This is a genomic window from Sphingobacterium bambusae (genome assembly GCF_033955345.1).
In the GTDB taxonomy this organism is placed as follows: domain Bacteria; phylum Bacteroidota; class Bacteroidia; order Sphingobacteriales; family Sphingobacteriaceae; genus Sphingobacterium; species Sphingobacterium bambusae.
The window spans coordinates 1,958,694-1,984,272 of sequence record NZ_CP138332.1; the positions used below are offsets into that span (position 1 = coordinate 1,958,694).

22 protein-coding genes are annotated in these 25,579 nt (G+C 45.4%); 11 read left to right on the top strand and 11 right to left on the bottom strand.

What is annotated here, in order from left to right; all coding sequences use genetic code 11:
- Window positions 1–26 precede the first annotated feature (26 nt).
- Entirely contained in the window at window positions 27–7,055 is a 7,029-nt protein-coding gene (sov, locus tag SCB77_RS08360) for a T9SS outer membrane translocon Sov/SprA (protein WP_320185975.1), read from the top strand.
- An 80-nt stretch (window positions 7,056–7,135) separates the two neighbouring features.
- Window positions 7,136–7,618 carry a GAF domain-containing protein gene (locus SCB77_RS08365; RefSeq protein ID WP_320185976.1) on the top strand — a complete coding sequence of 161 codons (483 nt, stop codon included), beginning with the start codon at window positions 7,136–7,138 and terminating at the stop codon, window positions 7,616–7,618.
- On the opposite strand, the gene SCB77_RS08370 is transcribed toward SCB77_RS08365, so the two are convergent.
- The 11 genes from SCB77_RS08370 to SCB77_RS08420 form a co-directional block, all read right to left on the bottom strand.
- Window positions 7,615–8,535 carry a WD40 repeat domain-containing protein gene (locus tag SCB77_RS08370; protein ID WP_320185977.1) on the bottom strand — a complete coding sequence of 307 codons (921 nt, stop codon included), beginning with the start codon at window positions 8,533–8,535 and terminating at the stop codon, window positions 7,615–7,617. The two genes, SCB77_RS08365 and SCB77_RS08370, sit on opposite strands and share 4 nt — an antisense overlap.
- A 64-nt stretch (window positions 8,536–8,599) precedes the next feature.
- Window positions 8,600–9,184 (bottom strand): bifunctional phosphoribosyl-AMP cyclohydrolase/phosphoribosyl-ATP diphosphatase HisIE, encoded by a 585-nt coding sequence (hisIE, locus tag SCB77_RS08375; protein WP_320185978.1) that lies wholly within the window; start codon window positions 9,182–9,184, stop codon window positions 8,600–8,602.
- A gap of 56 nt (window positions 9,185–9,240) precedes the next feature.
- Window positions 9,241–9,993, bottom strand: a complete 753-nt coding sequence (hisF, locus tag SCB77_RS08380) for an imidazole glycerol phosphate synthase subunit HisF (protein ID WP_320185979.1) — start codon at window positions 9,991–9,993, stop codon at window positions 9,241–9,243.
- Between the two features lies 1 nt (window position 9,994).
- Entirely contained in the window at window positions 9,995–10,747 is a 753-nt protein-coding gene (locus tag SCB77_RS08385; protein WP_320185980.1) for a 1-(5-phosphoribosyl)-5-[(5-phosphoribosylamino)methylideneamino]imidazole-4-carboxamide isomerase, read from the bottom strand.
- 100 nt (window positions 10,748–10,847) lie between these two features.
- Complete coding sequence (hisH, locus tag SCB77_RS08390; RefSeq protein WP_320185981.1) at window positions 10,848–11,438, bottom strand: imidazole glycerol phosphate synthase subunit HisH; 591 nt, start codon at window positions 11,436–11,438, stop codon at window positions 10,848–10,850.
- A 129-nt stretch (window positions 11,439–11,567) separates the two neighbouring features.
- Complete coding sequence (gene hisB, locus SCB77_RS08395; protein ID WP_320185982.1) at window positions 11,568–12,707, bottom strand: bifunctional histidinol-phosphatase/imidazoleglycerol-phosphate dehydratase HisB; 1,140 nt, start codon at window positions 12,705–12,707, stop codon at window positions 11,568–11,570.
- Window positions 12,708–12,776: 69 nt separating this feature from the next.
- Window positions 12,777–13,847: a histidinol-phosphate transaminase gene (hisC, locus tag SCB77_RS08400; RefSeq protein ID WP_320185983.1), complete on the bottom strand. Its 1,071-nt coding sequence runs from the start codon at window positions 13,845–13,847 to the stop codon at window positions 12,777–12,779.
- Between the two features lie 141 nt (window positions 13,848–13,988).
- The gene (locus SCB77_RS08405; RefSeq protein WP_320185984.1) at window positions 13,989–14,903 is read right to left on the bottom strand and encodes a ribonuclease Z; all 915 of its coding nucleotides are present in this window, start codon (window positions 14,901–14,903) and stop codon (window positions 13,989–13,991) included.
- Window position 14,904: 1 nt separating this feature from the next.
- Complete coding sequence (locus tag SCB77_RS08410; RefSeq protein WP_320185985.1) at window positions 14,905–15,276, bottom strand: STAS domain-containing protein; 372 nt, start codon at window positions 15,274–15,276, stop codon at window positions 14,905–14,907.
- A 117-nt stretch (window positions 15,277–15,393) separates the two neighbouring features.
- Window positions 15,394–16,341 carry a phosphoribosylaminoimidazolesuccinocarboxamide synthase gene (locus tag SCB77_RS08415; RefSeq protein ID WP_320185986.1) on the bottom strand — a complete coding sequence of 316 codons (948 nt, stop codon included), beginning with the start codon at window positions 16,339–16,341 and terminating at the stop codon, window positions 15,394–15,396.
- Between the two features lie 33 nt (window positions 16,342–16,374).
- Window positions 16,375–17,331: a PhoH family protein gene (locus SCB77_RS08420; protein ID WP_320185987.1), complete on the bottom strand. Its 957-nt coding sequence runs from the start codon at window positions 17,329–17,331 to the stop codon at window positions 16,375–16,377.
- Between the two features lie 279 nt (window positions 17,332–17,610).
- Between SCB77_RS08420 and SCB77_RS08425 the strand changes: the two genes are divergently transcribed.
- The 9 genes from SCB77_RS08425 (at window position 17,611) to SCB77_RS08465 (ending at window position 25,579) form a co-directional block, all read left to right on the top strand.
- Window positions 17,611–18,405 (top strand): SAM hydrolase/SAM-dependent halogenase family protein, encoded by a 795-nt coding sequence (locus tag SCB77_RS08425; RefSeq protein ID WP_320185988.1) that lies wholly within the window; start codon window positions 17,611–17,613, stop codon window positions 18,403–18,405.
- A 60-nt stretch (window positions 18,406–18,465) separates the two neighbouring features.
- Window positions 18,466–19,011, top strand: coding sequence for a hypothetical protein (locus SCB77_RS08430; protein WP_320185989.1), 546 nt, complete (start codon window positions 18,466–18,468; stop codon window positions 19,009–19,011).
- Window positions 19,012–19,074: 63 nt separating this feature from the next.
- Entirely contained in the window at window positions 19,075–20,910 is a 1,836-nt protein-coding gene (locus tag SCB77_RS08435) for an ABC transporter ATP-binding protein (RefSeq protein ID WP_320185990.1), read from the top strand.
- Window positions 20,911–20,954: 44 nt separating this feature from the next.
- Window positions 20,955–21,380, top strand: coding sequence for a hypothetical protein (locus tag SCB77_RS08440; protein ID WP_320185991.1), 426 nt, complete (start codon window positions 20,955–20,957; stop codon window positions 21,378–21,380).
- Window positions 21,381–21,442: 62 nt separating this feature from the next.
- Window positions 21,443–22,102: a heme exporter protein CcmB gene (locus SCB77_RS08445; RefSeq protein WP_320185992.1), complete on the top strand. Its 660-nt coding sequence runs from the start codon at window positions 21,443–21,445 to the stop codon at window positions 22,100–22,102.
- Between the two features lie 17 nt (window positions 22,103–22,119).
- Entirely contained in the window at window positions 22,120–22,785 is a 666-nt protein-coding gene (locus tag SCB77_RS08450; RefSeq protein WP_320185993.1) for a cytochrome c biogenesis protein, read from the top strand.
- A 49-nt stretch (window positions 22,786–22,834) separates the two neighbouring features.
- A complete protein-coding gene (locus tag SCB77_RS08455) occupies window positions 22,835–23,035 on the top strand; it encodes a CcmD family protein (protein WP_320185994.1) in 201 nt (66 codons plus the stop codon).
- 28 nt (window positions 23,036–23,063) lie between these two features.
- Window positions 23,064–24,047, top strand: a complete 984-nt coding sequence (locus SCB77_RS08460; RefSeq protein ID WP_320185995.1) for a DUF6427 family protein — start codon at window positions 23,064–23,066, stop codon at window positions 24,045–24,047.
- Window positions 24,048–24,256: 209 nt separating this feature from the next.
- Complete coding sequence (locus SCB77_RS08465) at window positions 24,257–25,579, top strand: hypothetical protein (protein WP_320185996.1); 1,323 nt, start codon at window positions 24,257–24,259, stop codon at window positions 25,577–25,579.

Sequence of the window (25,579 nt, forward strand, 5' to 3'; positions counted from 1 at the left end):
TTATTTAACTTATTTGCTGTTACCTGTTGAAGAGACTAATCAATTTGGCATTGCTATGCCTAACCTGTATCCTATGTATTTGTTTTGCCTTACAGGCTCAACAGGTAGTGCCCGCCAATATCCAGTCAACAGATTCCTTGAAGCTCCCCTATCGCTTTAAAGATTCGCCCTTCATTCGTCTTCAGCAAACATACTACCCGTTCAATTTGCAATCTCCTTCCAATATCCAACGCGAGATAAGCTACGATACGGAATCCCGGCAATACATTATTCGTGAAAACTTGGGCAGCAAGATGTACCGCCCTCCGATGTACCTCTCCTTAGATGAATACAAGTCTTACGAATTTAAAAGGACACAGAAAAACTATTGGGAGGAACTTGCCGAGAAATCACTGATGGAAGAGCGAAAACGACGACTCATTCCTATCATTGAGGTGAGTAGCCCCACCTTTCAAAAAATATTCGGCGGAAATACCATAGAAATTACGCCCAGAGGAAGTGCAGAAATCATCTTTCGTGGTCAGCGTAACACGAACGAGAACCCTATGTTCAATGAAATACAGAGAAAGCAGTGGGGCTTTGACTTTGATCAAAACATCAACCTCAACCTCCAAGGTAAGATTGGCGAGCGTGTCAAACTGAATGCAAACTTCAACTCCCGCGCACAGTTCGATTTTGAAAACCAAATCCGATTCGACTATGTCGCCAAAGATGACGCCATCTTACGTCGGTTGGAAGTTGGAAATGTCAACATGGCCTTGAATAGTAGCTTAATACAAGGTTCCGAATCCCTCTTTGGTGTAAAAGCGCAATTGCTATTTGGAAAGCTTACGTTTACGGGAGTCGTCTCGCAACAACGTTCTCGCCAAAAAGAATTTACCATAACCAATGGTTCTCGCGATAGCAATATTGAGCTCAATCTTGACGACTATGAAGCCAATCAGCATTATTTCTTAAGCCAGTATTTTCGCGACAACTACAATCAGGCCTTGGCTCTCGCCCCGATTATCACGACTAATATCAATATTACACAGATCGAGGTATGGGTAAACAACAGATCCAACAGCTACGAAGAAGCGAGGGATGTGCTCGGTCTACTGGATTTGGGCGAATACAGCCCCTACAGCAGCAACATTACCCGAGGCAGCGCACGCAATCCCTCCACCGGCCTGCCCGGACAAAACAGCGGACAAGTGTCGAACAATCTGCTAAGCCAGCTTGGCGACAATGGACGGCTATCGAGCGGCAACTTTGTGCAGAGTTTCTTCGCCGCCACAGGGGGCACCGACAATTATGAAAAACTAACCTATGCCCGCAAATTACTGGAAGGCAAGGATTACTTTCTAAATGCGAAGCTAGGCTACATTTCCCTACTCTACCCACTCAACCAAGATCAAGTACTATCCGTTGCCTATCGCTACCTCCTCAATGGCGTCGAGTACCAAGTAGGGGAATTTAGCACCGATATCCCTGTGACACCATCCAATCCAACGATGTTGTACACCAAGCTTCTGAAAGCATCCACCTTGAAGACCAATCTGCCAACTTGGGATTTGATGATGAAAAATATTTACTCGCTAAACTCGTATAATATTTCCAATAACAACTTCTACCTACAGATCTATCGCAAAGAGGATGAAACGGGCACCGATCGGCCGTCTATGTTTGAAGGACAACGTACCCAAGGAAAGACATGGTTGCAGCTATTGAGCTTAGATCGACTAGATCAAGCGCAGGCAGCAAACCCCGACGGGCTCTTCGACTATATGGACGGCATCACTATAGATGCCAAACGCGGGAAGATCATTTTTCCTTTGGTGGAGCCATTCGGTGAAGACCTTGCTCGGCAATTTGCGCCGGGGGAAGATGTGCTCGCTGAAAAATATACGTATCCGGAGCTCTACAGTCAAACCAAGGTCGATGCCCAACAGAAATTCCCAAATAAAAACAGGTACTTCCTGCGCGGTCGCTATAGCTCCACTTCAGGCACCGAGTTTCAACTGGAAGGTTTCAACATACGCCCGGGATCGGTACGCGTTATGGCGGGTGGTATGCGCCTAGAAGAGGGACAAGACTTCTACATCAATTACGAGCTTAGCACCTTACGCATTCTCAATGAAGCCATGGTCATGGGTGGCACGCCAATCACCGTAACCATGGAAGATGATGCCATGTTTGGCATGCAGCAGAAAACGCTGCTCGGCGGTCGCTTCGACTATACGGTAAACGAAAAACTTCATGTCGGGGCCACCGTGATGAACCTCACCGAAAAACCGCTTACCGAAAAGGTCAATATTGGGCAGGAGCCTATGTCCAACACCATGATCGGCGCCGACATCAGCTATAACAGCCCCTCGCGCTGGTTAACGCGTATGGTCGACAAGCTGCCATTCCTCAGTACCCGCGAAGAATCGCAGGTCTCTTTCTACGGTGAATTTGCCCAACTTATCCCGGGGCATCCACGCGGCCTAAATACGGCCAACAGCCAAGCAGGAACCACCTATGTCGACGATTTTGAAAACAGCGTGTCCTTTATAGACATCTTGGGTAGAAATGCATGGCAACTATCCAGTACGCCGCGTATGTTTGCCGAGTCAAACCTCGTCAACGATCTACAATATGGGTACAATAGGGCCTTACTTGCCTATTACAACATTGACCCGGTATTCTACAATAATAGCTCCCTAACGCCAGCCAATATCAGCAATGCAGAGCGTTCCAACCACCGCGTTCGCGAAGTGCTGGAGCGCGAAATATTCCCCTACAAAGAGAGCCGAACCGGCGGAGCCATCTTTATCAACACCCTGAATCTAGCTTTCTACCCTACCGTGCGTGGCCCCTACAACTACAGCAGTACAGGAGTAAATAGCGATGGCAAGTTTACCAATCCGCTGGCCAAGTGGGGCGGCATATTCCGCAAACTCGACCAAACCGATTTCGAAGCGGAGAATATCGAATTTTTGGAAATGTGGATGATGGATCCCAGTTTAACCAACCCCGAGAAGACCGGCGGTGATATCTACTTTAACCTCGGGAATATTTCCGAGGATGTGTTAAAAGATGGACGCAAATCGTTGGAAAATGCCATTCCCCTAACGGCAGATCTATCACAAACTGATCAAACAAACTGGGGTTACGTGGTAAAAAACCAACCCGTGATTCAGGCTTTCGACAACAACAACACCAACCGATTGAAGCAAGATGTCGGTCTCGACGGCCTAAGTAATGCCGAAGAGAGCTCCTTTTTCGGTCAGTTTCTATCACAGATGCAGGGCCTACTTTCTGCTGAAGCATACAATCGATTACGCAATGACCCTTCTTCCGACGACTATCAATATTTTCGCTCCAATGCCTTCGACCAGCAAGCTGTGGGTATATTGGAACGCTATCAATATTACAATGGCATGGAGGGTAACTCCCGCACCAACGAACAGTCGCAACTTGATTTCGGCGTAGAGACCTCGGCCAATACCTTGTTGCCGGATGGCGAAGATCTCAACCGCGATAATACCATGAACGAGATTGACGAATATTATCAATATCGGCTATCTACACGCCCCGAGGATATGATCGTTGGGCAAAACTTTATTGTTGACGAAGTGATCTCGGATGTAAAGCTGGCTAATGGCAATACGGAAAGCGTCAAATGGTATAAGATACGTATCCCCATCACCGCCTATGAAAGCAAGCAAGGCGATGTGAACGACTTCAAGACGATCCGCTATGTGCGGATGTTCATGACCAACTATGCTGATACAGCAGTAATGCGTTTCGGACGGCTACAGTTTATCCGTGGGGAATGGAGAAGGTATAATAATGAGAACATGGCCAACAAGGTCATTAGTGATCCCAGCATGGGCGTAGTACCTTCTGACAACTCGGTATTCCATGTGGCCAATGTGAATATTGAAGAGAATGGAACACGTAGCCCCATTCCATATGTCGTGCCACCGGGCATCAACCGGCAGGTCGATTGGGGCAACAACAACTACAATGTGCAGCTCAACGAACAGGCGCTGAGCATCGATGTGCTAAACCTACGTGATGGCTATGGTCGCGGTGCGTACCGAACTGCCAGCCACGATTTTCGTCCCTATGGCAACTTGGAGATGTTTATTCACGCCGAAGGAGTCAATCTACAAGATGGAGACTTTAGGGCATTCATTCGTGTCGGTACCGACGATAAATACAACTATTACGAGTATGATATTCCACTAAAGATTACACCTTACGGTACCGCTTCCACCGATCTTATCTGGCCGCAGGAAAACCGCATGCTTGTTAAGATCGATAGACTGACGCAGGCAAAAATAGCACGCGATGCGGCTATGCGCAACGGTTCTCCTTGGCCACTAGATATACCTTTCGAATACTTCGATGGCGCCGCCAAGATCACCGTCGTCGGTACACCGGATATCGGAAAAGTGCGGTATTACATGCTGGGCGTAAAAAACCCGCTGCAGGGGAGCACTACGGCCAATCGTTTGGACGATGGTCGCGATCTGAGTGGCGAATTTTGGTTTAATGAGCTGCGCCTGACAGATTTTGACGACCGAGGGGGATGGGCAGCAACCGCACGCATGGACATCAAATTGGCCGACTTTGCCAATATATCCGTGAGCGGAACAAAAAGCACTATTGGCTTTGGCGCCATCTCGCAGGCCATGAACCAGCGTAAACGTACAGATGACCTCTTTGTGGATATCACCACCAACGCCGAATTCGGCCGTTTCTTTCATCCGCGCCACGGCATCACCATCCCTTTTTATTTCAACTACTCGCGGCAGGTAGCCACGCCAGAGTACGACCCCTACAATCCGGATATCGAACTTAACACCGCATTGGCAACCCTCTCGGCCAACCGCCGCGATTCGCTTCTACGATTGGTACAGGATCTGACTACACGAAAAGCTTTCAGCTTTATGAATGTACGCAAACTACGAACCAACAATGAACGGGCGGTGCGTATTTGGGATATTGAAAACATCAGTGCCTCCTACGCCTATACATCTTACCAGCACTACGACTACAATATCGCCAACTCCACACAACGCACCTACCGCGCAGCATTGGATTACAACTTCAGCAATCCGAATATCAAATTTCATGAGCCGTTCAAAAATATCGTCAAATCCAAGAACCTGTCTTTCATTCGAGATTTCAACTTCAATTTGCTGCCTACACTGATCAACTTCCGCTTGGATGTGAACCGTATTTACAACGAAAACACCATGCGCGACAATAGTTCGGATAACACCCTGCCTACCTACTACAATAAGAATTTCAACATGAACCGAATCTACGGCATCAGTTGGGATCTCACCAAGTCCTTGCGGTTGGACTTCAATGCAACGAACTACAGTATTATCGACGAGCCTGCAGGGCGAATCGATGGCATCAAGCAGGATACCATGTGGGCGAATTTCTGGAAAATGGGTCGAACCACAGACTACAACCACATGATGAACTTAACCTATACGCTCCCTTTAAACAAGATTCCCTACTTGGAATGGGTTAATATCATCACCCGTTACGGCACCCAGTTTAACTGGCAAAGTGAACCCTTACTAGCGATTCAAAATGACGCGATCAGCATTGGAAACAGTATACAAAACAACCGCACCATACAGATCAACCCCAATCTGAATTTTAGTAGCCTATACAATAAGTTTCGCTTTTTCCGGGAAAATATGCGTCGCGATGCAAAAGGACCGAAAGCCGTATTAGCCCAACTCCTGTCTTCCCTGCGTACAATAAATGGCGCCTACACGAAGAATGAAGGTCAATTCCTTCCCGGCTATACCCCCGGTACCAATATCCTCGGCTATGATTTCAATAGCAATGCTCCAGGTTGGGGCTTTATACTGGGCAGTCAATCGAATATCCTGAATCGAGCTATAGTCAATAGCTGGGTTTCTACAGACAGTCTACAAACGAGGATGTACACCAAGACCTACGCCGAAAACCTATCCTTAGTGGCCAACGTAGAGCCGTTCCGAGGACTTCGCATAGACTTTATTTTTAACAAGATAGACAACTACAATTACAGCGCCGCAACGCAGTTTACCAGCCAAGGCCTGCTGGAAAGTATTTCCCCCTATCGAACAGGAAATTACAGCATTACACAAATTGCGATCAGTTCCGCATTCCGCAACCATACCGAGTTATTTCAGCGCTTCGAAGAAAATAGAGTAATTATTTCTGCTCGCTTGGCAGCAGGCAATCCGAATGCGGTAGATTACCTGGATCCGGAAATGTTTACCGATGGCTACGGCAAGGCGCAGCAAGATGTTGTTGTCAATGCATTTTTGACGACCTACCTTGGCCACGATGTGAACGACAGCAAACTAAATAAAAAGCCCAGTATCCCGCTCCCCAATTGGCGTATTTCCTACAACCAATTGGCCAATTTACTCGGCATCACCGATGTCATCACCTCTATCGCGCTAACCCACGCCTACAGCTCGCTGTACTCCATTAGTGGCTACAATTCCGTCCTCCGTTATAAAGAAACCGATGGCATGCCTTCAGAAAGGGATGCCAACAACAACTTCCTGCCCGAATATCAGTACGATCAAGTGTCTATTCTCGATCAGTTCATTCCTTTGATCGGCCTCGACCTTCGCTTCGCCAACAACCTTTCGGGCACTTCCGAGCTACGGCGCATCCGAAACATGAACTTCTCCGTCACCAACGGGCAGATGTCCATGCTGACCGAGAACTCTTTCGTTTTGGGCGTTGGTTATCGAAAAATGGGCGTACAGCTCCCATTTGGTCTGTTCAGTGATAAGAAATGGAATGGCGATATCAACTTCCGACTGGATGTAGCCATCAACGATCGAAAGACCATTGTGTACCGGTCTGACCTTCAAGATGCGGAGATTTCCGCTGGTAACAAAAGTATCAGCTTCAATCCCACTTTGGACTATGTCATCAACCAACAGTACAATATACAGTTCTTCTACAATTCCAATGTGGTGCGTCCCTACACGTCGCAAAACTTTGCCACCTCCTATACCAACTTCGGTATCAACTTCCGCATTTTCTTCCAATAAGAGGATCAGGAATAAGTTAACCTGCAAATGACTGGTATGTCGGAGAAGTCATTTATCTTTGTGCCTCAACAGGAATTGATATGGCAGAGGACTTAACGATCGCAACCGGCACCAAAGAGCAACAATACCAATTGCTCAGCAAACAAATTGCCGCCTTAGTAATGGGTGAAGACGATATAATTGCCAATATGGCCAATATCGCCGCTGCACTAAAAGAGCAGTTCAACTTTTGGTGGGTGGGCTTCTATCTGGTGAAGGGTGAACAATTGGTCTTAGGTCCATTTCAAGGCCCAGTGGCCTGCACACGCATTGCTTATGGTAAGGGCGTTTGCGGAAGTTCTTGGGAGCGTCAGGAAACACTTATCATTCCCGATGTAGAGGCTTTTCCTGGGCATATTGCTTGCAGCTCCCTTTCGAAATCGGAGATCGTCGTCCCTGTATTTCATGAAGGACAATGTATTGCCGTATTAGATGTTGATAGCGAAAAATTGGATCATTTTGATCAGATCGACAAGCAATATTTGGAAGAAATCTGTACGTTTATTGTACAGGAAACCAACTAGGAAAGTACTTCTTTAATCTCGACATTCCAAATCTTCACAAGTTTATCGTCTCCAGCAGTGACTAACTGATTGCCGTGCCAAATTGCGGCGTTAATTGATAAACGATGTGCATCATAGCCTCGATCTAGGCTGACATTTTTAAGCAAGGCAAGCGAAGAGCTATTCCAAATCTTGATGGATTTATCACGGCTTACGGTCGCGAAAACCGGAAAGGTAGGGTGCAATAAAATACCATACACTGTAAACAAATGAGGCGTTAGCTCTTGTACTGTCGACAGATCTTTCTGTTCCAATTGATAGAGCTTCGCATCACGCCCGCCGGAAAATAAAAATAATTCGTTCGATGCCAATGAAGTGACGGGCATGTCATGTACCTTCCGTTTTGTAATCTCTTTAAAATCCGCTATATCATACAAATATATATAGCCGTCTTTATCACCAAAGGCAAGCTGGTTTTCGCCCTGAAAAGGCTCGATCGTACGAACAGTGGTTGGCGAAACCCGAAAACGGTAAAGCAATTCAAAATTGTCTATTGACCATACATAGGCCACACCTTCTTCTCCAATCGCGATAAGCTCACGTTTCTTCGTTAATGATCGAATAGCAAAGACGGCACCTTTCTCCGTTTTCATCTTGTGTAGCAATGTTTGTTGCTCGACATCCACACACCAAACCTCCCCATTACGCATACCGATCACCAAAATGGACGAACCGGGCAACAGATGAAGTGCATACACCGAGGAGGGAACAGAACAAAGAATACGTTTAAACTTACCGCTACCTAAATCCCATTCGACAACCCCCTTATCATTACCAGCGGTAAAAACGCGCGATGACTGCAAACCAGAACTGATCGCAAAAATAGGATTTTGATGCCCCGACAAGGTGGCAGATAGAGAAACGTCGACTACGTACATAATAAAAAAGTGCTACACAAATATACAGCACTTGATAAGTTTTTATGTCATTAAAAAGCTAAGACTATTGGTGTCTACCTTCTAAGTTCTTGGCTAAAGTTTGCAAATCCAATCCTTTTTCCCGGATCAAAACAAGCAAATGGAACAGCAAATCAGAGGATTCGTTGATAAAATCAACTTCGGTTTCCGCAAGAGCTGCTATAACCGTCTCTACCGCTTCCTCACCAACTTTTTGTGCGATCTTATTAACCCCTTTTGTGCGTAATCGATTCACATACGATTCCTCACTTGGATTGCTATACCGATCTTGGATGATCCGTTCCAATTGAAAAAGGAAATTTTGATTATATGCTGTTTGGAAGCAACTTCTTGATCCGGTATGGCAAGTCGGGCCAACGGGCGTAGCTTTTATCAATAAAGTATCTTGGTCACAATCAATATGTGTAGAAACAACATGCAGAAAGTTACCACTTTCTTCTCCCTTGGTCCATAAGCGATTTTTACTTCTTGAGTAAAACGTCACTTTTCCATCCTGCTGAGTTTTCGCCCAGGCTTCTTCATTCATATAGCCAAGCATCAATACCTCAAGGGTTTGATTATCTTGAACAATTACGGGAACTAAACCGTCTCCCTTTGCAAAATCTAGCATACTACAAAGTAAAAAATAAAAAGATAAAAGTAAACCCCGTTCACTTTATCACAACACTATCTAACGATGATCCCCTGTTCTTGCAACGTGCGCTTTAGATCAGGAATAAGGATCTCGCCATAGTGAAAAACCGATGCGGCCAAAGCAGCATCGACATTAGCCTCCTTAAAGGTATCAACAAAATGTTGCTGTGTACCCGCTCCGCCAGAAGCAATCAGCGGAATATGAATACGATCGTTAATCTGTTTCAGAAACACGTTATCGAATCCGTTTTTTGTACCATCGTGATCCATAGAAGTCAATAGGATTTCTCCGGCACCGCGATCTTCGGCTTCCAAAATCCAAGCATCTGTTTCGAAATCCGTCTTGTCGCGACCACCGCGCAAATAAACGAAATTACGACCATCGGTAAAACGCGTGTCTACCGCTACCACAACAAACTGCCGACCAAAAGACTTCGCCAAATCATTGATCAACTGCGGGTTTCGCACCGCAGCAGAATTGATCGATATCTTATCGGCGCCAGCATTTAGCAACAATTCAGCATCACGAAGCTCGTTAATACCGCCGCCAATAGTAAAAGGAATATTTACCTGACGAGCTACGGCCTTCACCAAATCCAGTGTGGTCTTACGCTTCTCATGCGTTGCCGTAATATCCAGAAACACCAATTCATCCGCACCCTGCTCCGAATACTGCCAAGCAAGTTCCACCGGATCACCGGCATCCCGCAGATCCACAAAATTCACCCCTTTTACCGTCCGTCCGTCTTTCACATCTAAACAGGGAATGATACGTTTGGCTAGCATATTAAAAGTTGATCAACGATTTTAGGTTCCAGTCCTTGATTTCCTCAATCGTGATCTTGTGCTCATAAATAGCCTTACCAACCACACAGGACTCCATACGTCCAAGGTCGGCCAATGCTTGAATATCTTTCATAGAGCTGATGCCACCCGAGCCGATCAATTTAATAATAGGCGAATGATCCAATAATTTTTGGTAAAGCTCTACACCGGCACCACCGAGTTTGCCATCTTTGCTGATGTCCGTACATAAAAAACGGAAGAAACCTAGTGCCAAGCACTTATCAATATATTCAATCAGTTTGATTGGCGAACTCTCCAACCAACCCGAATACTTGATCACTTCATCCAGCACATCAATGGCGATCACAATATGGTCCGCATATTTCACACGGCCTTCGTTCAGCTTACTAAGCTCTTCCAAAAATGTAGGGTTGGTGATGGCTTGTGTACCCACAATAACGCGAAAAACCCCGGCATCCACCAGCTCTTTCACTTTGTCAATACTGCGAACACCACCACCGTATTGTACTTTCATATCCGTTTTTTGGATAATCTCAAACAAATATTCCTGGTTGCTGAAGTCGCCTTTAGCACCATTTAAATCGATGATGTGTACAATCTCGGTACCGTTTGCATGGTATTTTTCGATCTGCTCTTCCAAGGAAATCTCGTAGGTCGTTACCTCGTCATAATTACCTTCTCTTAAACGGACAACCTTTTTGTCCAAAACATCAATTGCAGGAATGATATACATATTTAAGTAATAAGTTAAAATTCAAAAAAGTTAAAATACATAGGCTGCAGCCAAATAATTAAATTACAGCCTTTAAAGATATTAAAAACAAACCATATAACTATAGTTTGGCGAAATTTAAGAGCAACTGCTCGCCAGCTTTGCCCGACTTTTCGGGATGAAACTGCACCCCAAAAAAGTTATCCTTTTGCACGGCTGCCGAAAAAGCGATGCCGTACTGGCAAAGTGCGGCGGAATAGTTGGCATCAGCCTCGATAAAATAAGAATGTACAAAATAAAAGTAGCTGCCATCCGGCACCCCTTGAAATAAGACATTCGTTGCCGTAGCAGAAATACTGTTCCAGCCCATGTGAGGAACTTTCTCGCCTATACGTTCATCGAAATGTAAGGTTTTCAAGGGAATGATTCCTAACATATCGGCGTCTCCCTCTTCAGAAAAACTACTCAGCAATTGCATGCCCACACAAATTCCCAAAACCGGCTTCTTAAGCTGTACGATCTCGTCCACCAGCCCCGATTCGCGCAGTTTCTGCATCGCTGCTCCCGCATGTCCAACACCGGGTATGATGATACGCTCGAAGCCCGCGAAGTCTTCCACTTCGTTAATCATGCCATATGCAACGCCAACGCGATCTAAAGCCGCGGTTAGCGAAAATATGTTTCCGGCACCATAATTTACTATTCCTATCATTTTTATTCGTATTGGGAACCTGTATTCCAATTTCAGTTATCGGCCAAAGCTAAGCATCGTTATCCTTTAACGTATAATCGCCTGCTGTCCAACCCTTATAAATTATCCTACGGCTTTCGTATCGGTAAATTATAAAACCCCTTTGGTGCTTGGAAGCTGCATATTCTCGGCATCTCGGCGCACCGCTTTCTTAATAGATTTTGCAAAGGCTTTAAAAATAGCTTCGATCTTATGGTGCTCATTCTCGCCCTCTGCTTTGATGTTCAAATTGGATTTTGAGGCATCAGAGAACGATTTGAAGAAATGAAAGAACATCTCTGTTGGCATATCGCCGATTTTCTCTCTATTGAACGTCGCATCCCAAACAATCCAGTTCCGACCACCAAAATCGATGGCAACTTGCGCAAGGCAATCGTCCATAGGCAACGTGAAGGCGTAACGCTCAATACCACGCTTATCCCCCAATACCTGCAGAAAGATCTCGCCCAAAGCAATCCCCGTATCTTCAATGGTATGGTGCTCATCGATATGCAGGTCGCCTTTTGCTTTAACCGTCAAATCGATGGCTCCGTGTCGCGCAATTTGATCCAACATATGATCGAAGAACGGCAAGCCCGTGTCGATGCTTGCTTTGCCCGATCCATCGAGGTTTAGCGCGATATAAATATCCGTTTCATTCGTTTTACGGTGATGCACACCACTGCGTGTCCCTAGCTTTAAAAATTCGTAGATAGCTTTCCAATCGCCACTTTCCAGCGCAACAACATTCGTCTCATACACCAAGTTCTCCGTGCTGCCCAACGTATCATTATTGCGTAACCAGATCGCCTTTGCACCCAAGTTTTCGGCAAGCTTCACATCATTCAATCGATCACCAATGACAAACGATTCAGCGAGGTTATACTTTTCCGTATCGAAATAAGCCTGTAACATCCCGACACCAGGTTTACGCGTTAACGCATTTTCATGTGGGAAAGTGCGATCAATATGTTGGTCTGCAAAATGCACCCCTTCGGCAGCGAAGGTCTCAACGATAAATTCATGTACCGGCCAGAAGTTCGCTTCCGGATGGGAGTCTGTCCCAAGTCCATCCTGATTCGAAACAAGGACAAGCTCGAAATCCAATTCCTTGGCTATTCTCGGTAAGTATTGCAGCGCTCCAGGATAGAACTTTAGTTTTGCGAAGGAATCGATTTGCTCGTCCTCGGGCTCCAATATGAGGGTGCCATCGCGATCGATAAACAACACTCTTTTCACTATTTCAGGCATATTCAATGTTTCGTATTTTAAAAAACCACCGCCTTTTTTAGAGCAGTGGTCGCAGGTATTATTTCTTTACTAATCTTCAACAACACTATAAAAAGCCGCTATTGCCTTTAGCATCAGCGCATTTTCGGCGGGTGTACCTATGGTAAAACGCAAGCACCCTTCACACAGCTCCACCTTGGATCGATCCCGCACAATGATACCTAGATCCACCAAATACGTGTAGAGCGCTCGAGGCTCCTCCAACTTGACCAAAATAAAATTGGCATCCGAAGGTGTGATATGTTGTACTTGCGGCAGTTTGATCAATGCTTGCGTAAGGGCTTCACGCTCGGCGACGGTGCTTTTAATCCAATCGTTAACCTGCGCTACGCCCTGTAAGGCATCCAGCACAATTTCCTGTGTCGCTTGATTAATATTATATGGTGGTTTGATCTTATTGAACACGTTGATGATCTCTGGGCTGGCAAAAGCCATTCCTAAACGCAACGCGGCAAGCCCCCAAGCTTTTGACAAGGTCTGCAACACCACCAAATTAGGAAACTCCTGTAAATCCTTCGTAAATGAAGGCTGTTTCGAAAAGTTGATGTAAGCTTCGTCGATCACTACAACACCATCAAAATTAACAAGGATAGTCTCCATATCTTGTCGACGTATGCTGTTGCCTGTAGGATTGTTTGGAGAACAGATGAAAATCAACTTGGTATGTGCATCGATAGCAGCGGCAATACCGTCTAGATCCAACTGATAATCGGCCGTTAAATTGACTTTTTTGTAAGCCACGTTATTGATGTTTGCCGAAACTTCATACATCCCGTAGGTTGGTGGCACCAAGATCACGTTGTCGCGTGCAGGCTCACAGAAGGCACGAAACAAAATATCGATAGCCTCGTCACTACCATTACCTAGGAAAGTCTGCTCGGGCGGCACGCCTTTTATTTCATACAGTTTATCTTTCAGGCTATGCTGCAGGGGATCGGGATAACGATTATAGTTCTTGGAATACGGCGAGCCAAAGGCATTTTCGTTGGCATCCAACAATACCGATGCTTCGCCCTTAAATTCATCCCTTGCCGATGAATAAGGCACTAATTTCCTAATATTATCCCTCAATAGAGCGTCCAGGCTGAAAGACTCTTTCATAATTTTTTTGTTGAGCGTGTAAACTTAGAGAATTTGTTTTTGTCTACAAAATAATTGTGTAGCATAAGCTACGAATTCCTTGTTTGAGAACATTCCATGTAACTATTTTTGGAAAGTCGAATGATGCTCTACACAGGATGCTTACACGGGAAACCACTTTCCTTCTTCCGAAAGTGCCGTCCGTGGAAAAACAGTGCTGCTTTCCTCCAACAGCGGTTGCAAATCTTTGTAGCGCGCAGAGTAATGACCTAGCAACAACTTCTTTGCCCCCACGGTTTGTGCAACCTGCGCAGCCTCTAGGCTGGTGGTATGAAATGTCTCCTTGGCGCGATCTACCATATCGTGCAAAAAAGTAGACTCATGGTACAGCAGATCAACCGCTTGAATAGACTCGAAATAAGCCTCGTTCATCACCGTATCCGAGCAGTAGGCGTAACTGCGCGCCGCCGGTGGCGGAAAGGTCAACTCGGCAGCCTTGTATACCGTCCCGTTCTTATCGACACAGTCGATACCTCGTTTCAACAGTTTCAAGTAGGCTACAGGAACCTGCATTTGCTGCACCTTTTCCGTACGTAGCACGGCTGAGCGTTTCCCTTCGTCAAACCGAAATCCGGTACAGTCTATTCGATGCAACAAGGGAAAGCTGCTCACCTTCAAGGCCACGGTATCCAGAATCAACTCTGGCTGATGGGGATTCGTTGGATGAAAGACCAAGTTATAACGCAATTGGGTATCCGAATGCTTAAACTGAAGATCAATGATTTCTTTGAGTGCCGCTGGCCCATATAGATGGAGGTCCGCTTGCCGACCAACAAGATGTTGCGAAGAGAGCAATCCTATTAGGCCTAAATAATGATCGCCATGTAGATGGCTGATAAAAATATGATTGATTTTTGTACTTCGAATACCGTAGCGAAAAAGCTGCATCTGCGTCCCCTCCCCGCAATCGATTAAAAAAAGCTGTTCGTTGAAATTCAGAACTTGGGATGTCGGATGCCGACCGTACATAGGTGTTGCCGAGCTATTGCCCAATATCAAAACTTCAAATCTCGTCATCTTATTCGCCCCTCAAATCTAGTCTAATTTCATTGCCAAAGATCATATCCTCGGCATTGGAAACCGATTCAGCAACTTTAAAATACCCCTCCAAATTGGTAATCTTCAACAGATCGATCAGTTTCTTATTTAAACCCGTCAAGATAAACAAACCGCCTGACGCTTTGCAAAGGCGGCGCGCAAGCAAGCCCATACGGATACCGTCTTCATCCGCATCCTGCACTTGGCAAAGGTTCAACACAATATTTCGCTGCCCACCGGTATGACGCAACATAAATTCGCCCTTCAACTTGGCTGCCGCCTCGCCATTCAGAAAATCCGTTAATGGCTCGATAACAACATACCGCTCATGTTTGTCCACTGTAAACTTCATCGATAATTACTTTTTAATAAAAACATCACGCTGCCATAAGACAAACAGCGATAGAAAACTGCAAGGCCGCCCTCTTGACAGGAACGGCCTGCATTTATTTTAACACGATCTACTGGTTTAACCAATAGTCTGTAGCGCCTGGCGCACATTATTTTCTACGCGTGCCAGCACCTCGCCCGCCTCGGGATAGATAAATTTTTCACCAGCTATATGCTCGTAAAGTTCGATATAGCGCTCTGAGATCGATTGCACAATCTCGTCCGTCATCTCCGGCACATGCTGCCCGTCTTTGCCCTGAAATCCATTTTCGATCAACCACTGACGAACAAATTCCTTGGAAAGTTGACGCTGAGGCTTATCTTCCTGTTGGCGTTCTTCATAGCCTTCCGCATAGAAATACCGTGATGAATCAGGCGTATGGATTTCGTCCATCAAGCAAATTTCACCTTCACTTTTCCCAAATTCATACTTCGTATCCACCAAGATCAAGCCTCGTGCCTGCGCCATTTCTGCACCACGCTGATACAATGCGCGGGTGTACCCCTCCAACTGTACGTAGTCCTCCTCCGAAACAATACCTTGTGCGATGATAGCTTCGCGCGAGATATCCTCATCATGTCCCACAGCGGCTTTGGTAGTCGGTGTGATGATAGGCTCCGGCAACTTATCGTTTTCCTTCAGCCCCTCCGGCAAGATTACACCACAAAGCTCTCGCTCACCCTCACGGTAAGTGCGCCAAGCGTGCCCTGCCAAGTAACCGCGAATAACCATCTCTACTTTGAAAGGTTCGCACTTCTTTCCAATCGTTACGCTTGGATCAGGAACCGTCAACACCCAGTTTGGTAGGATATCGACCGTCGCTTCCAAAAACTTCGCCGCAATCTGGTTTAACACCTGCCCTTTATAGGGAATTGCCCTCGGCAACACCACATCAAATGCCGAAATACGGTCCGATGCGACCATCACCAAGTATTCATCCGCAATGGTATATACATCACGCACTTTCCCACGATAAAAGGCTGTTTGCCCTTCAAAATTAAAATTTGTTTCGTTTATTGCATTCATATTCAATTGTGCCAAGCACTCCTTCGTTATTTCTTAAATATCACCGTACGCTTCTAAGATACGTCTCACTAATTTATGCCGAACGACATCCGCCCCGCTCAGATGAATAATCTCAATCCCCGCAATGCTATCTAAGAGTTTTACGGCGGTAGCAAGCCCCGACTGCGTTTTCTTGGGCAAGTCAATCTGTGTCAAATCGCCCGTCACTATAAACTTCGCCGTTGGCCCCATACGCGTCAAGAACATCTTAAGCTGCATATCTGTAGCATTCTGCGCCTCGTCCAAAATAACAAAACAGTTATCTAATGTACGGCCACGCATGAAAGCAAGGGGAGCAACTTCGATAACGCGTCGTTCCAAATAATCCTTCAGCTTATCTGCGGGAATCATATCATCCAATGCATCGTAAAGTGGTCGCAAGTAGGGATCCACCTTTTCTTTAAGATCACCCGGCAAAAAGCCAAGGTTCTCTCCTGCCTCCACGGCCGGACGTGTCAGGATGATGCGTTTTATCTCTTTATTGCGCAGCGCGCGCACCGCTAACGCAACGGCAGTGTAGGTTTTTCCGGTTCCAGCAGGGCCAATGGCAAAGAGAATATCGTTCTTCACGATGCTGTCCACCATACGGCGTTGGTTGGCTGTCCGCGCACGAACGATCAATCCGTTGGGACCATACACAATAGGCTCTCCTCGAAAGCCCGTCGGCTCCGTGGGTTCCTTCTTCTCCGATCGCCCGGAATGTACGCCTACCAAGTCCTCCAGCTCATTTGAATTCAGCGATTGAAACTGCTCGATATGATCGAGGATACGCTGGAACACCTCCTTAAAACGCGCTTGTTCGGTTTCTTCGCCCAATACTTTAAGCTCATTCCCACGGGCTACCAAACGTAGCTTCGGAAAGCCTTTTTTCACCAGTTCAAAATGTTCGTTTTGGGCGCCCCATAACGTCATTAAATTGACGTCATCCAATTGTATCAATACTTCGTTCAAATTTATTCGGTTTTAAATTTCTGTAATAAATATAACTGTTTTCTACGGTAAACCTACAACAGTTCCGCTCAACTTTTTGTAATGTATTGGATTGAAACCTTTTAATACTTCAAAAGTACAAACTATTCTCATTTATTTGCGTGTAGCATCAAAAAATGGACAATTTACCCATTTAAAAAACTTTATTGCGCTTTCTTTTATTACTTTTGTAGTCCCTTTTTCGGCAGAAAGGAATACAGCATTTTTCTTTAACTTTTTAGTATCTTTAAGGGGTACACTATGGGAGTAATTACGCTAACAACAGATCTGGGACACCGCGACTTCTATCAAGCAGCCTTGAAAGGGAGCATTATATCGCAATTGCCCGATGTGCGTTTGGTAGATATCACACATGAGATCCCCTCTTTTGACATACAGCGTGCAGCAGTAGTATTACGTAATGCTTTCCATTACTTCCCCAAAGGGACTGTGCACCTCATCGGCATAGACACCGTATTTCAGGAAGGAGCACATTACACCATGATGAAATTTGATGACCACTTCTTTGTGGGTGCCGACAACGGTATTTTCAGCATCATTCTGGGCGACAAGCCAGCGCAAGAGCTCTTCGAGATTGACATTATGCAAGACCTGCGCTACCTACACTTCCCCCTTGCCGATATCCTCACCAAGGCAGCTTGCCATATCGCTAAAGGCGGCAAACTGGCTGAAATTGGACAACCTAAAGACAGCCCTCTTAAAAGGGTGATGATCCAACCTTTGGTTGATAATAATACCATTAAAGGGCACGTTTCCTATATAGATTCTTTTGGCAATGTGATCAGCAATATCAGCAAAGAGCTGTTCAACGATGTGCAACGCGGACGCGGCTTCAAATTACACTTCAAGCGCAACGAAACCATCAACCGATTAAGCTGGCACTACAACGAGGTGCCTGAAGGCGAGAAACTATGCCTATTCGGTATAAGCAATTTCTTGGAAATCGCAATTAACAAAGGGCATGCTAGCCGCTTGTTAGGGCTACACCAAGACGAAATCATTATGATTGAATTCCTAGACAAACAGCGTCGTTAATCCTTTTGTTCCGTCGGTGGTCAAAATGCTTTTGACAATGTTTTTCTCAAATCAACGAACATGAAAAAAATAACGTATCTGACCATCCTAATTTTTAGCTTTTCTATGCTATCGACAATGCTCTCAGCGCAAGTAACGGTGAGCAACGACTCTGTCAATTACGAGCAACAGCGACAGCGGGTGAACAAAATGTTGGAAGAACGTAGCCAGCGCTTCGGCGAATTTGACCTGAGCATACAGAAAAAGACGGGTATTTTTGGCATCTTCAAAACCAAAGGCGATATGCAGAAGTCCATCGACATCCTTAAACAGGTAGTCATCACGGACAACAACATCTTTATGGAAACCAAGCGCTTGCTAGACCTTAAAGACTATGAAAGCGATCGTCATGCCGCCCTAGCGAACGAATACGACAAACAGGTATCTGCCTATATGAAGACCATCACCAAGCTGCAGGACGAAAACGATAAGCTACGCGTGCAGCTGGAAAGCATGGACCAAAGCGACCAACAGAGCAATTTCTTCGTATATCTATTGGGCTCGGTCATCATTATCCTTTCGGTGCTTGTTGTGCAGCTTTTCCGGCGGCAGAAGTCCAAAATTTGACGCAATACTGATAAGCCTACTTAAAGAATACCGTACTTTTGTTTGCAAAATTGACGTACAAGGATGGCCAGAGCGCGATTGAATAGTGGTAATACCCAATCAGAAGACTTACCCAAACCCAAGCTAAACAAAGAGTTAATAAAAAAAGCTTTAAAGATCTTTTCTTACCTGCAACCCTACCGCGGTAAATTTATCTTGGGTATGCTGTTTCTCACCTTGTCCAGCTTAACCATGTTGACCTTTCCAGCGCTGCTGGGCGCCATGATCGATGCCGCTCAAGGCCGACAAACATACCCTTGGCTTCCTGCCGATGTTTTGCAAATTGGCGCCATATCCATGGTTATTTTGCTTTTTCAATCCATCGTCTCTTTTGGTCGGATACGCCTTTTTGTAGAAATCGCAGAGAAAGCGCTTGCCAACATCCGGAAGGACACCTACCACAAACTGATCACGCTCCCTATCGAATTTTTTGCCAACCGCCGCGTCGGCGAACTCAACAGTAGGCTTTCATCCGATTTAGCGCAAATACAAGATACGCTCACCACCACACTTGCAGAGGTTTTACGACAAACCATTAGTTTGGCTTTTGGGGTTTGTCTTTTGGTATTTGTCTCGCCGAAATTAGCTTTGATGAACCTGTGTATACTACCCATCATCGTTGTGACGGCCATGATATTCGGACGCTTCATACGCAATTTGTCGCGGCAAGCACAAGATCAACTCGCTGATTCCAATAGCATTGTGCAGGAAACCCTTTTGGGTATCAGCAATGTCAAAGCCTTTGTCAACGAATACTACGAAACTAGACGCTATGCCGGCAAACTGGATGCTGTCGTTAGCCTAGCCGTTAAGGGAGCTACCTATCGCGGTATGTTTGCCTCTTTTATTATCTTCTGCATCTTTGGCGCCGTTATCGCCGTGATCTGGTATGGTGCATCGCTGGTTTCCACGCATGAAATCACCGTGGGCGATCTCACGACCTATATACTCTATTCTATGTTTGTGGCAGGCTCCATGGGTAGCTTCCCAGAGCTTTACGCCAATATACAACGATCCTTGGGTGCCAGCGAGCGGGTTTTGGAAATTCTAGCCGAAGAGCAGGAAAACATAGCTATCTCTGAACACAACAAAGAGATCGAACATAAAATACACGGTGCGCTCCGATTCGAGCAGGTAGGCTTCAGTTATCCGTCACGCGCAGATAGCCCCATATTACGCAATGTGTCTTTTTCGGTGCAAGCCGGTCAGAAACTCGCATTGGTAGGGCCTAGCGGCACCGGCAAATCCACGATCGCCTCCCTCGTGTTGCAATTCTACAAAGCATCCACCGGCAATATTTCTTATGATGGCCGCGACAGTAGCCTTTTCTCCCTCACCGATATCCGTAACCAAGTAGCCATTGTACCACAAGATGTACTCCTATTCGCCGGCACAATCCGCGAAAACATCGGCTATGGAAGACTAGATGCCGATGCTGAAGATATCATCAACGCTGCAAAACGTGCCAATGCCCATGATTTCATCATGGCCTTTCCACAGGGTTATGACACGCTTGTTGGCGAACGTGGCGTTAAGCTATCTGGAGGACAACGTCAACGTATTGCCATTGCTCGTGCTTTATTAAAAGATCCGGCTATCCTCATTCTGGACGAGGCGACCTCCGCCCTAGACTCCGAGTCGGAACGTTTGGTTCAACTGGCTCTTGAAGAGCTCATGCGCGATCGAACTTCCATTATCATTGCCCATCGCCTAAGCACCATCAAAAATGCAGACCAAATTGTGGTCATTGAGAATGGGCAGGTATCCGAAATGGGGAATCATGAAACGCTTATGGAGAAAGGAAGTGGTCTATACCACCATTTATACTCGCTACAGTCTGCACGACAAACTATTAGTTAAAATTCTGTTAAAAATATTTTTAGTAAAACCTTTTTCAGGTTTCCGTGTTTTTCTATATAAAGAAGGTTATAGAAATTATAAAAAGAAGAATCATGGAAAAAAATAAGAATGGATTAGTTGCCTTTGCACTTTTAGGTTTGGCCGTAGGAACTGCTGCATATTATTTACTGGGTACCGAAGATGGAAAGCGCCAATTAGACCGTGCAAATGAAGGCGTTAAAAGCTTGACGAAATCAATCAAAGAGCTTTCTAAAAAAGAAGCTAAGCGTGCTGCGAAGTTGGCAAAATCAGCAAAAGCAGACCTCGAGAATTTAAAAGACAAAGCTAAAGAAGCCGGCAAACATGCCCTAGATTCGGCGTCACAAAAAGCGCAGCAATGGGCGAGCAAAGCATCTGACGCAGCACATAGTGCAAGCGACAAAGCGGACGAAGTGATTGCAGAAGCAAAAGCGGAAATCAACAAAGCCTAAAACGGCAAATTTGGAGATCAGCCCGTTTTCGACGCGAAGTATTCGTATCTTTGCTGGCGTCCATGAACACACTCCAACAAGTTAAAACGTTAGTCTATAAAGATATTGTTTTAGAATGGCGCTCCAAGTACGCCATCAATGGTATCTTATTATATGTGGTATCTACAGTTTTTGTCTGCTATCAAGCATTTAAATCTGTAGATACCCTTGTATGGAACGCCCTGTTCTGGATAATCCTACTCTTCGCCAGCATCAACGCCATTAGCCGAAGCTTTACCCAAGAGAGCCCTTACCGACAGCTTTATTATTATACAATCGTCAGTCCTTCGGCCATTATCCTGTCCAAGATTATATACAACAGTTTGGTTATGATCTTGCTTTCTACCATTGCCTATACCGTCTACTCCATCACGTTTAAGAATCCAATTGGCGATCCATTATTGTATGGCTTCACGGTCCTATTAGGTAGCATCAGCTTTGCTTCGGTATTTACCATGGTCTCTGGTATCAGCGCTAAGGCAGGCAACAATAGCACACTCATGGCTATCCTCAGCTTCCCCGTAATCATCCCCTTGTTGATCGTCCTGATAAAACTCTCTCAAAATGCCCTTACGGGCTTGGATCGCGCCATTAGTACCGGAGAAATCGTCGTCCTATTGGCAATTAATGTAATTACGATTACAATTTCTTTGTTGTTATTTCCTTACCTTTGGCGTGATTAATTTTTCAATTTTCAAACATGAGAAAATCTTGGTGGAAAATATTAGGACTAGTGATGGTTGCTTCCGCTATTGTGGCGGGATTGTTAGGGCCGGTTCCTGCTTTATTCCTTCTTCACGAAACAATTAGAAATGTGTACTTCCACGTTCCCATGTGGTTTGCCATGGTTACCCTGTACCTCATCTCGGTTATTTTCAGCATTAAATACCTTAATTCGGGAAAAGTTGAGCACGATTTAATGGCCGTGGAAGCCGTCAACACAGGCATTATGTTTTGCGCTATGGGTCTTTTTACGGGCATGCTATGGGCAAATATCACTTGGGGTGATGCTTGGCCAAATGACCCAAAGCTAAATGGCTCTGCGATTGCGACCCTGATGTATTTGGCCTACCTTGTACTACGCAATGCTTTGGAAGAAGAGCAAAAAAGAGCGAAGATCTCCGCCGTGTATAACATTTTTGCATTTCCAGTGATGATCGTTTTACTCTACATTTTACCCAAGTTGACGGACTCCCTACACCCAGGAAGTGGTGGCAACGGCACTTTCGGTGATTTGGACATGAACAATCAGATGCGTCCCGTGTTTTACACATCTGTGATCGGCTGGATCTTGATTGGCGTTTGGGTGTTTACCCTGCGCTATCGCCTACGTTTATTAGAAAACAAGAAGAATCAAATCGATTAATTAAAAATTCACCCTACAGTCAATAATCCAACTGACTCATAACAATAAAATGATGAAAAATAGCATTGCAGCCATTCTCCTTTTCTTATCAAGCAGCAACCTGTTTGCACAAGGGGATATTGAAATGGCGACAGGACTTCGCAGCTCAGGCAAGATATATGTCGTGGTGTTGGTTTTACTGACTATCTTCGCGGTGTTAGGCATCTCCCTGTTCCTGCTGGATCGCCGAATTAAAAAACTGGAAAAATAAACCCTCAAAATAACCGGATTCGTTATTCATGATCATCAACCAACATCGGAAATTTACCCCCATCAATATTGTGTCGGTATCGATTGTTGGCTTGGCGCTCTGCATGGGGGTGTTTCTCCATCTTCCCGAGCGAATCACACCGATTCTATTTGAACCGGCCATCAATAATTTAATTGGTGTCAAGCTAGGAGACAACCTGCGTCCCGGGGAGAATGTTTTCATCACCCTGCTCCTTACCCTGCTGCAGGCATTTTTCCTCAACAGGATCGTCAGCCACTTTAATTTCCTTGGCAAGCCGAATTTCCTAACGGCATTGCTATATATGACCTTGGTGAGCTTGTTTGCTCCTTTTTTGGTGCTATCACCGCCCTTGATCTGTAATTTTATTGCCATATGGATGTTGGGAAAGCTCTTCAACATCTACAAACAACAAGATGTTAAAGGCTTGATGTTTGACCTCGGCATGATCGTCGCCGCCGGAAGTCTTATTTACTTCCCATTTATGCTGATGATGATGCTGTTATGGATCAGTTTAGTCATTTTCCGACCTTTCAACTGGCGCGAGTGGGTCACTCCACTACTGGGGTTCAGCACCATCTACTTCCTGCTGGGTGTTATATACTATTGGCTGGGCCGCGTGAAGGAGTTTTACGCCATCTTCGAACCTTTGGCTTATCCCTTCCCTAGCGAACTTTCCTTGAATGTCTACGATTATTTGGTGATCGTACCTATCATCATCGCCCTGTTTTTCTTCCTTTTCGTACTAAAGGATCAATTTTTCAAAAGCGTGGTCCACCTGCGGAAAGCCTTTCAATTGCTGTTTTTTATGGTATTGATTACCCTCGTGTCGTTTTACCTCAATGAGCACATTACCATCAACCACTTTTTATTATGTGCTCCGCCCATAGCGATCTACTTGGCCTACTACTTCACCCATTCCAAATCGAAATGGCTTTACGAAAGCTTATACCTGATCATCATCATCACCATCCTTTACTTTCAGTTTTTCTAAGAAAAACAGCTAACCACCTATACATTAGATGATTAACCTTTTTTAACAAATTGAACTAACGGAATAATTAAAAATTAGATAGTTTTGTAACAAAATTTGACACAGCAATCATTTTAGCAACACGTCCAAAAATAGAGGGCCCAGCATTAAAAAGCCTAAAGATGAATAGTGGAAGCTGGATTTGCTATCATGCAACACATACATATTATATGCACAGAAATTTAATAGGAAGTTTTACTAAAATAGCGTTAAAGTTCGTTTTGGGCTTGGCCGTCTTTGCGGCACATAACGGCTACGCCCAGCAGTCCACCTCACACTCGCCCTACTCGCAGTTTGGTCTTGGGCAGATGCGGGAAGACCTCTTACCGCAAACGCGTGCTATGGGCGGGATATCCGCAGGTGTCCGCTTTTTAAATGGCCTTCCTACATTGAATATCGCGAATCCTGCATCCTACTCTGGGCTAAATAGAACCATCTTGGAAGCCGGTATGTACGGAAACTTTACCCAGCTATCAAAAAATCAAAGTACCGATCAAACGGCCGACTTTGCATTTGGCCACTTGGCGATTGCTGTCCCGCTCGCAAAGTATGGTGGACTCGCTTTTGGACTTATTCCTTTTTCTGATGTAGGTTACTCTTCCGCTTCATCACAGTCGATTGACACCTTAAATTACCAAACATCACTCTCTGGACAAGGAGGTATAAACAAAGCATTCGTAGGCTACGGCGTATCGCCGATCAAGGGTTTAAGCGTTGGTGCTAACGTGGGATTCCTTTTCGGAAACCTCTACGACATCACCAATGTACGTTTTCTAAACCAAGCTGATGCCTACCAAACGGAGCGTAGAGAAACCCGTAACATACGCGGCGCGACTTTAGACTACGGTGTGCAGTATAGCAAAGCGCTTGGCCGGAAATACAACCTTACCGTGGGCTATAGTGGAAGTCTAAACAACCAGATTACTGCCAAGCGAGATATGATGGTCACCATCTCGGAGAACAGCTTTGACGACGATTTCATTGCGCCGCCTTCGGATACCATTAGCTCACGCGCTTTGGGCAACAGCTCGCTTAGCCTTCCCCTGAAACATAACATTGGTTTCACCCTATCCAAAGGATACAATTGGATGGTCGGTGCAGACTTCAAGTATACCGATTGGTCCAACTTTGAGATGCCACAGAACCAAGCTCGACTTGGAAAAAGCTATGGTGTAGCAGTCGGTGGACAGATAAAACCGGATCCAACGTCTGTTCGCTATTGGAATCAAGTCGATTACCGACTGGGCTTCCGCTACAACAAGACACCGCTCGTTTATCGTAACCAAAACATCAACGATATGGCTGTAACCGTAGGTTTCGGATTCCCCCTACCGGAGACCAACTTTGGGCGTACCTTCTCACAGATCAACATCTCTGGAGAATTCGGGCAGCAAGGAACACTGAACAACAACCTAGTTAGAGAGCGCTATATCAATATCAACTTTGGATTTACAATCAACGACTCGTGGTTTATCCGCCGCAGCTTAGACTAA

Coding starts and splice junctions, on each gene's coding strand:
- SCB77_RS08365 (WP_320185976.1), top strand. CDS start 7,136: ATGGCAGAGGACTTAACGATCGCAACCGGCACCAAAGAGCAACAATAC.
- SCB77_RS08370 (WP_320185977.1), bottom strand. CDS start 8,535: ATGTACGTAGTCGACGTTTCTCTATCTGCCACCTTGTCGGGGCATCAA.
- hisIE (WP_320185978.1), bottom strand. CDS start 9,184: ATGCTAGATTTTGCAAAGGGAGACGGTTTAGTTCCCGTAATTGTTCAA.
- hisF (WP_320185979.1), bottom strand. CDS start 9,993: ATGCTAGCCAAACGTATCATTCCCTGTTTAGATGTGAAAGACGGACGG.
- SCB77_RS08385 (WP_320185980.1), bottom strand. CDS start 10,747: ATGTATATCATTCCTGCAATTGATGTTTTGGACAAAAAGGTTGTCCGT.
- hisH (WP_320185981.1), bottom strand. CDS start 11,438: ATGATAGGAATAGTAAATTATGGTGCCGGAAACATATTTTCGCTAACC.
- hisB (WP_320185982.1), bottom strand. CDS start 12,707: ATGCCTGAAATAGTGAAAAGAGTGTTGTTTATCGATCGCGATGGCACC.
- hisC (WP_320185983.1), bottom strand. CDS start 13,847: ATGAAAGAGTCTTTCAGCCTGGACGCTCTATTGAGGGATAATATTAGG.
- SCB77_RS08405 (WP_320185984.1), bottom strand. CDS start 14,903: ATGACGAGATTTGAAGTTTTGATATTGGGCAATAGCTCGGCAACACCT.
- SCB77_RS08410 (WP_320185985.1), bottom strand. CDS start 15,276: ATGAAGTTTACAGTGGACAAACATGAGCGGTATGTTGTTATCGAGCCA.
- SCB77_RS08415 (WP_320185986.1), bottom strand. CDS start 16,341: ATGAATGCAATAAACGAAACAAATTTTAATTTTGAAGGGCAAACAGCC.
- SCB77_RS08425 (WP_320185988.1), top strand. CDS start 17,611: ATGGGAGTAATTACGCTAACAACAGATCTGGGACACCGCGACTTCTAT.
- SCB77_RS08430 (WP_320185989.1), top strand. CDS start 18,466: ATGAAAAAAATAACGTATCTGACCATCCTAATTTTTAGCTTTTCTATG.
- SCB77_RS08435 (WP_320185990.1), top strand. CDS start 19,075: ATGGCCAGAGCGCGATTGAATAGTGGTAATACCCAATCAGAAGACTTA.
- SCB77_RS08445 (WP_320185992.1), top strand. CDS start 21,443: ATGAACACACTCCAACAAGTTAAAACGTTAGTCTATAAAGATATTGTT.
- SCB77_RS08450 (WP_320185993.1), top strand. CDS start 22,120: ATGAGAAAATCTTGGTGGAAAATATTAGGACTAGTGATGGTTGCTTCC.
- SCB77_RS08455 (WP_320185994.1), top strand. CDS start 22,835: ATGATGAAAAATAGCATTGCAGCCATTCTCCTTTTCTTATCAAGCAGC.
- SCB77_RS08460 (WP_320185995.1), top strand. CDS start 23,064: ATGATCATCAACCAACATCGGAAATTTACCCCCATCAATATTGTGTCG.
- SCB77_RS08465 (WP_320185996.1), top strand. CDS start 24,257: ATGCACAGAAATTTAATAGGAAGTTTTACTAAAATAGCGTTAAAGTTC.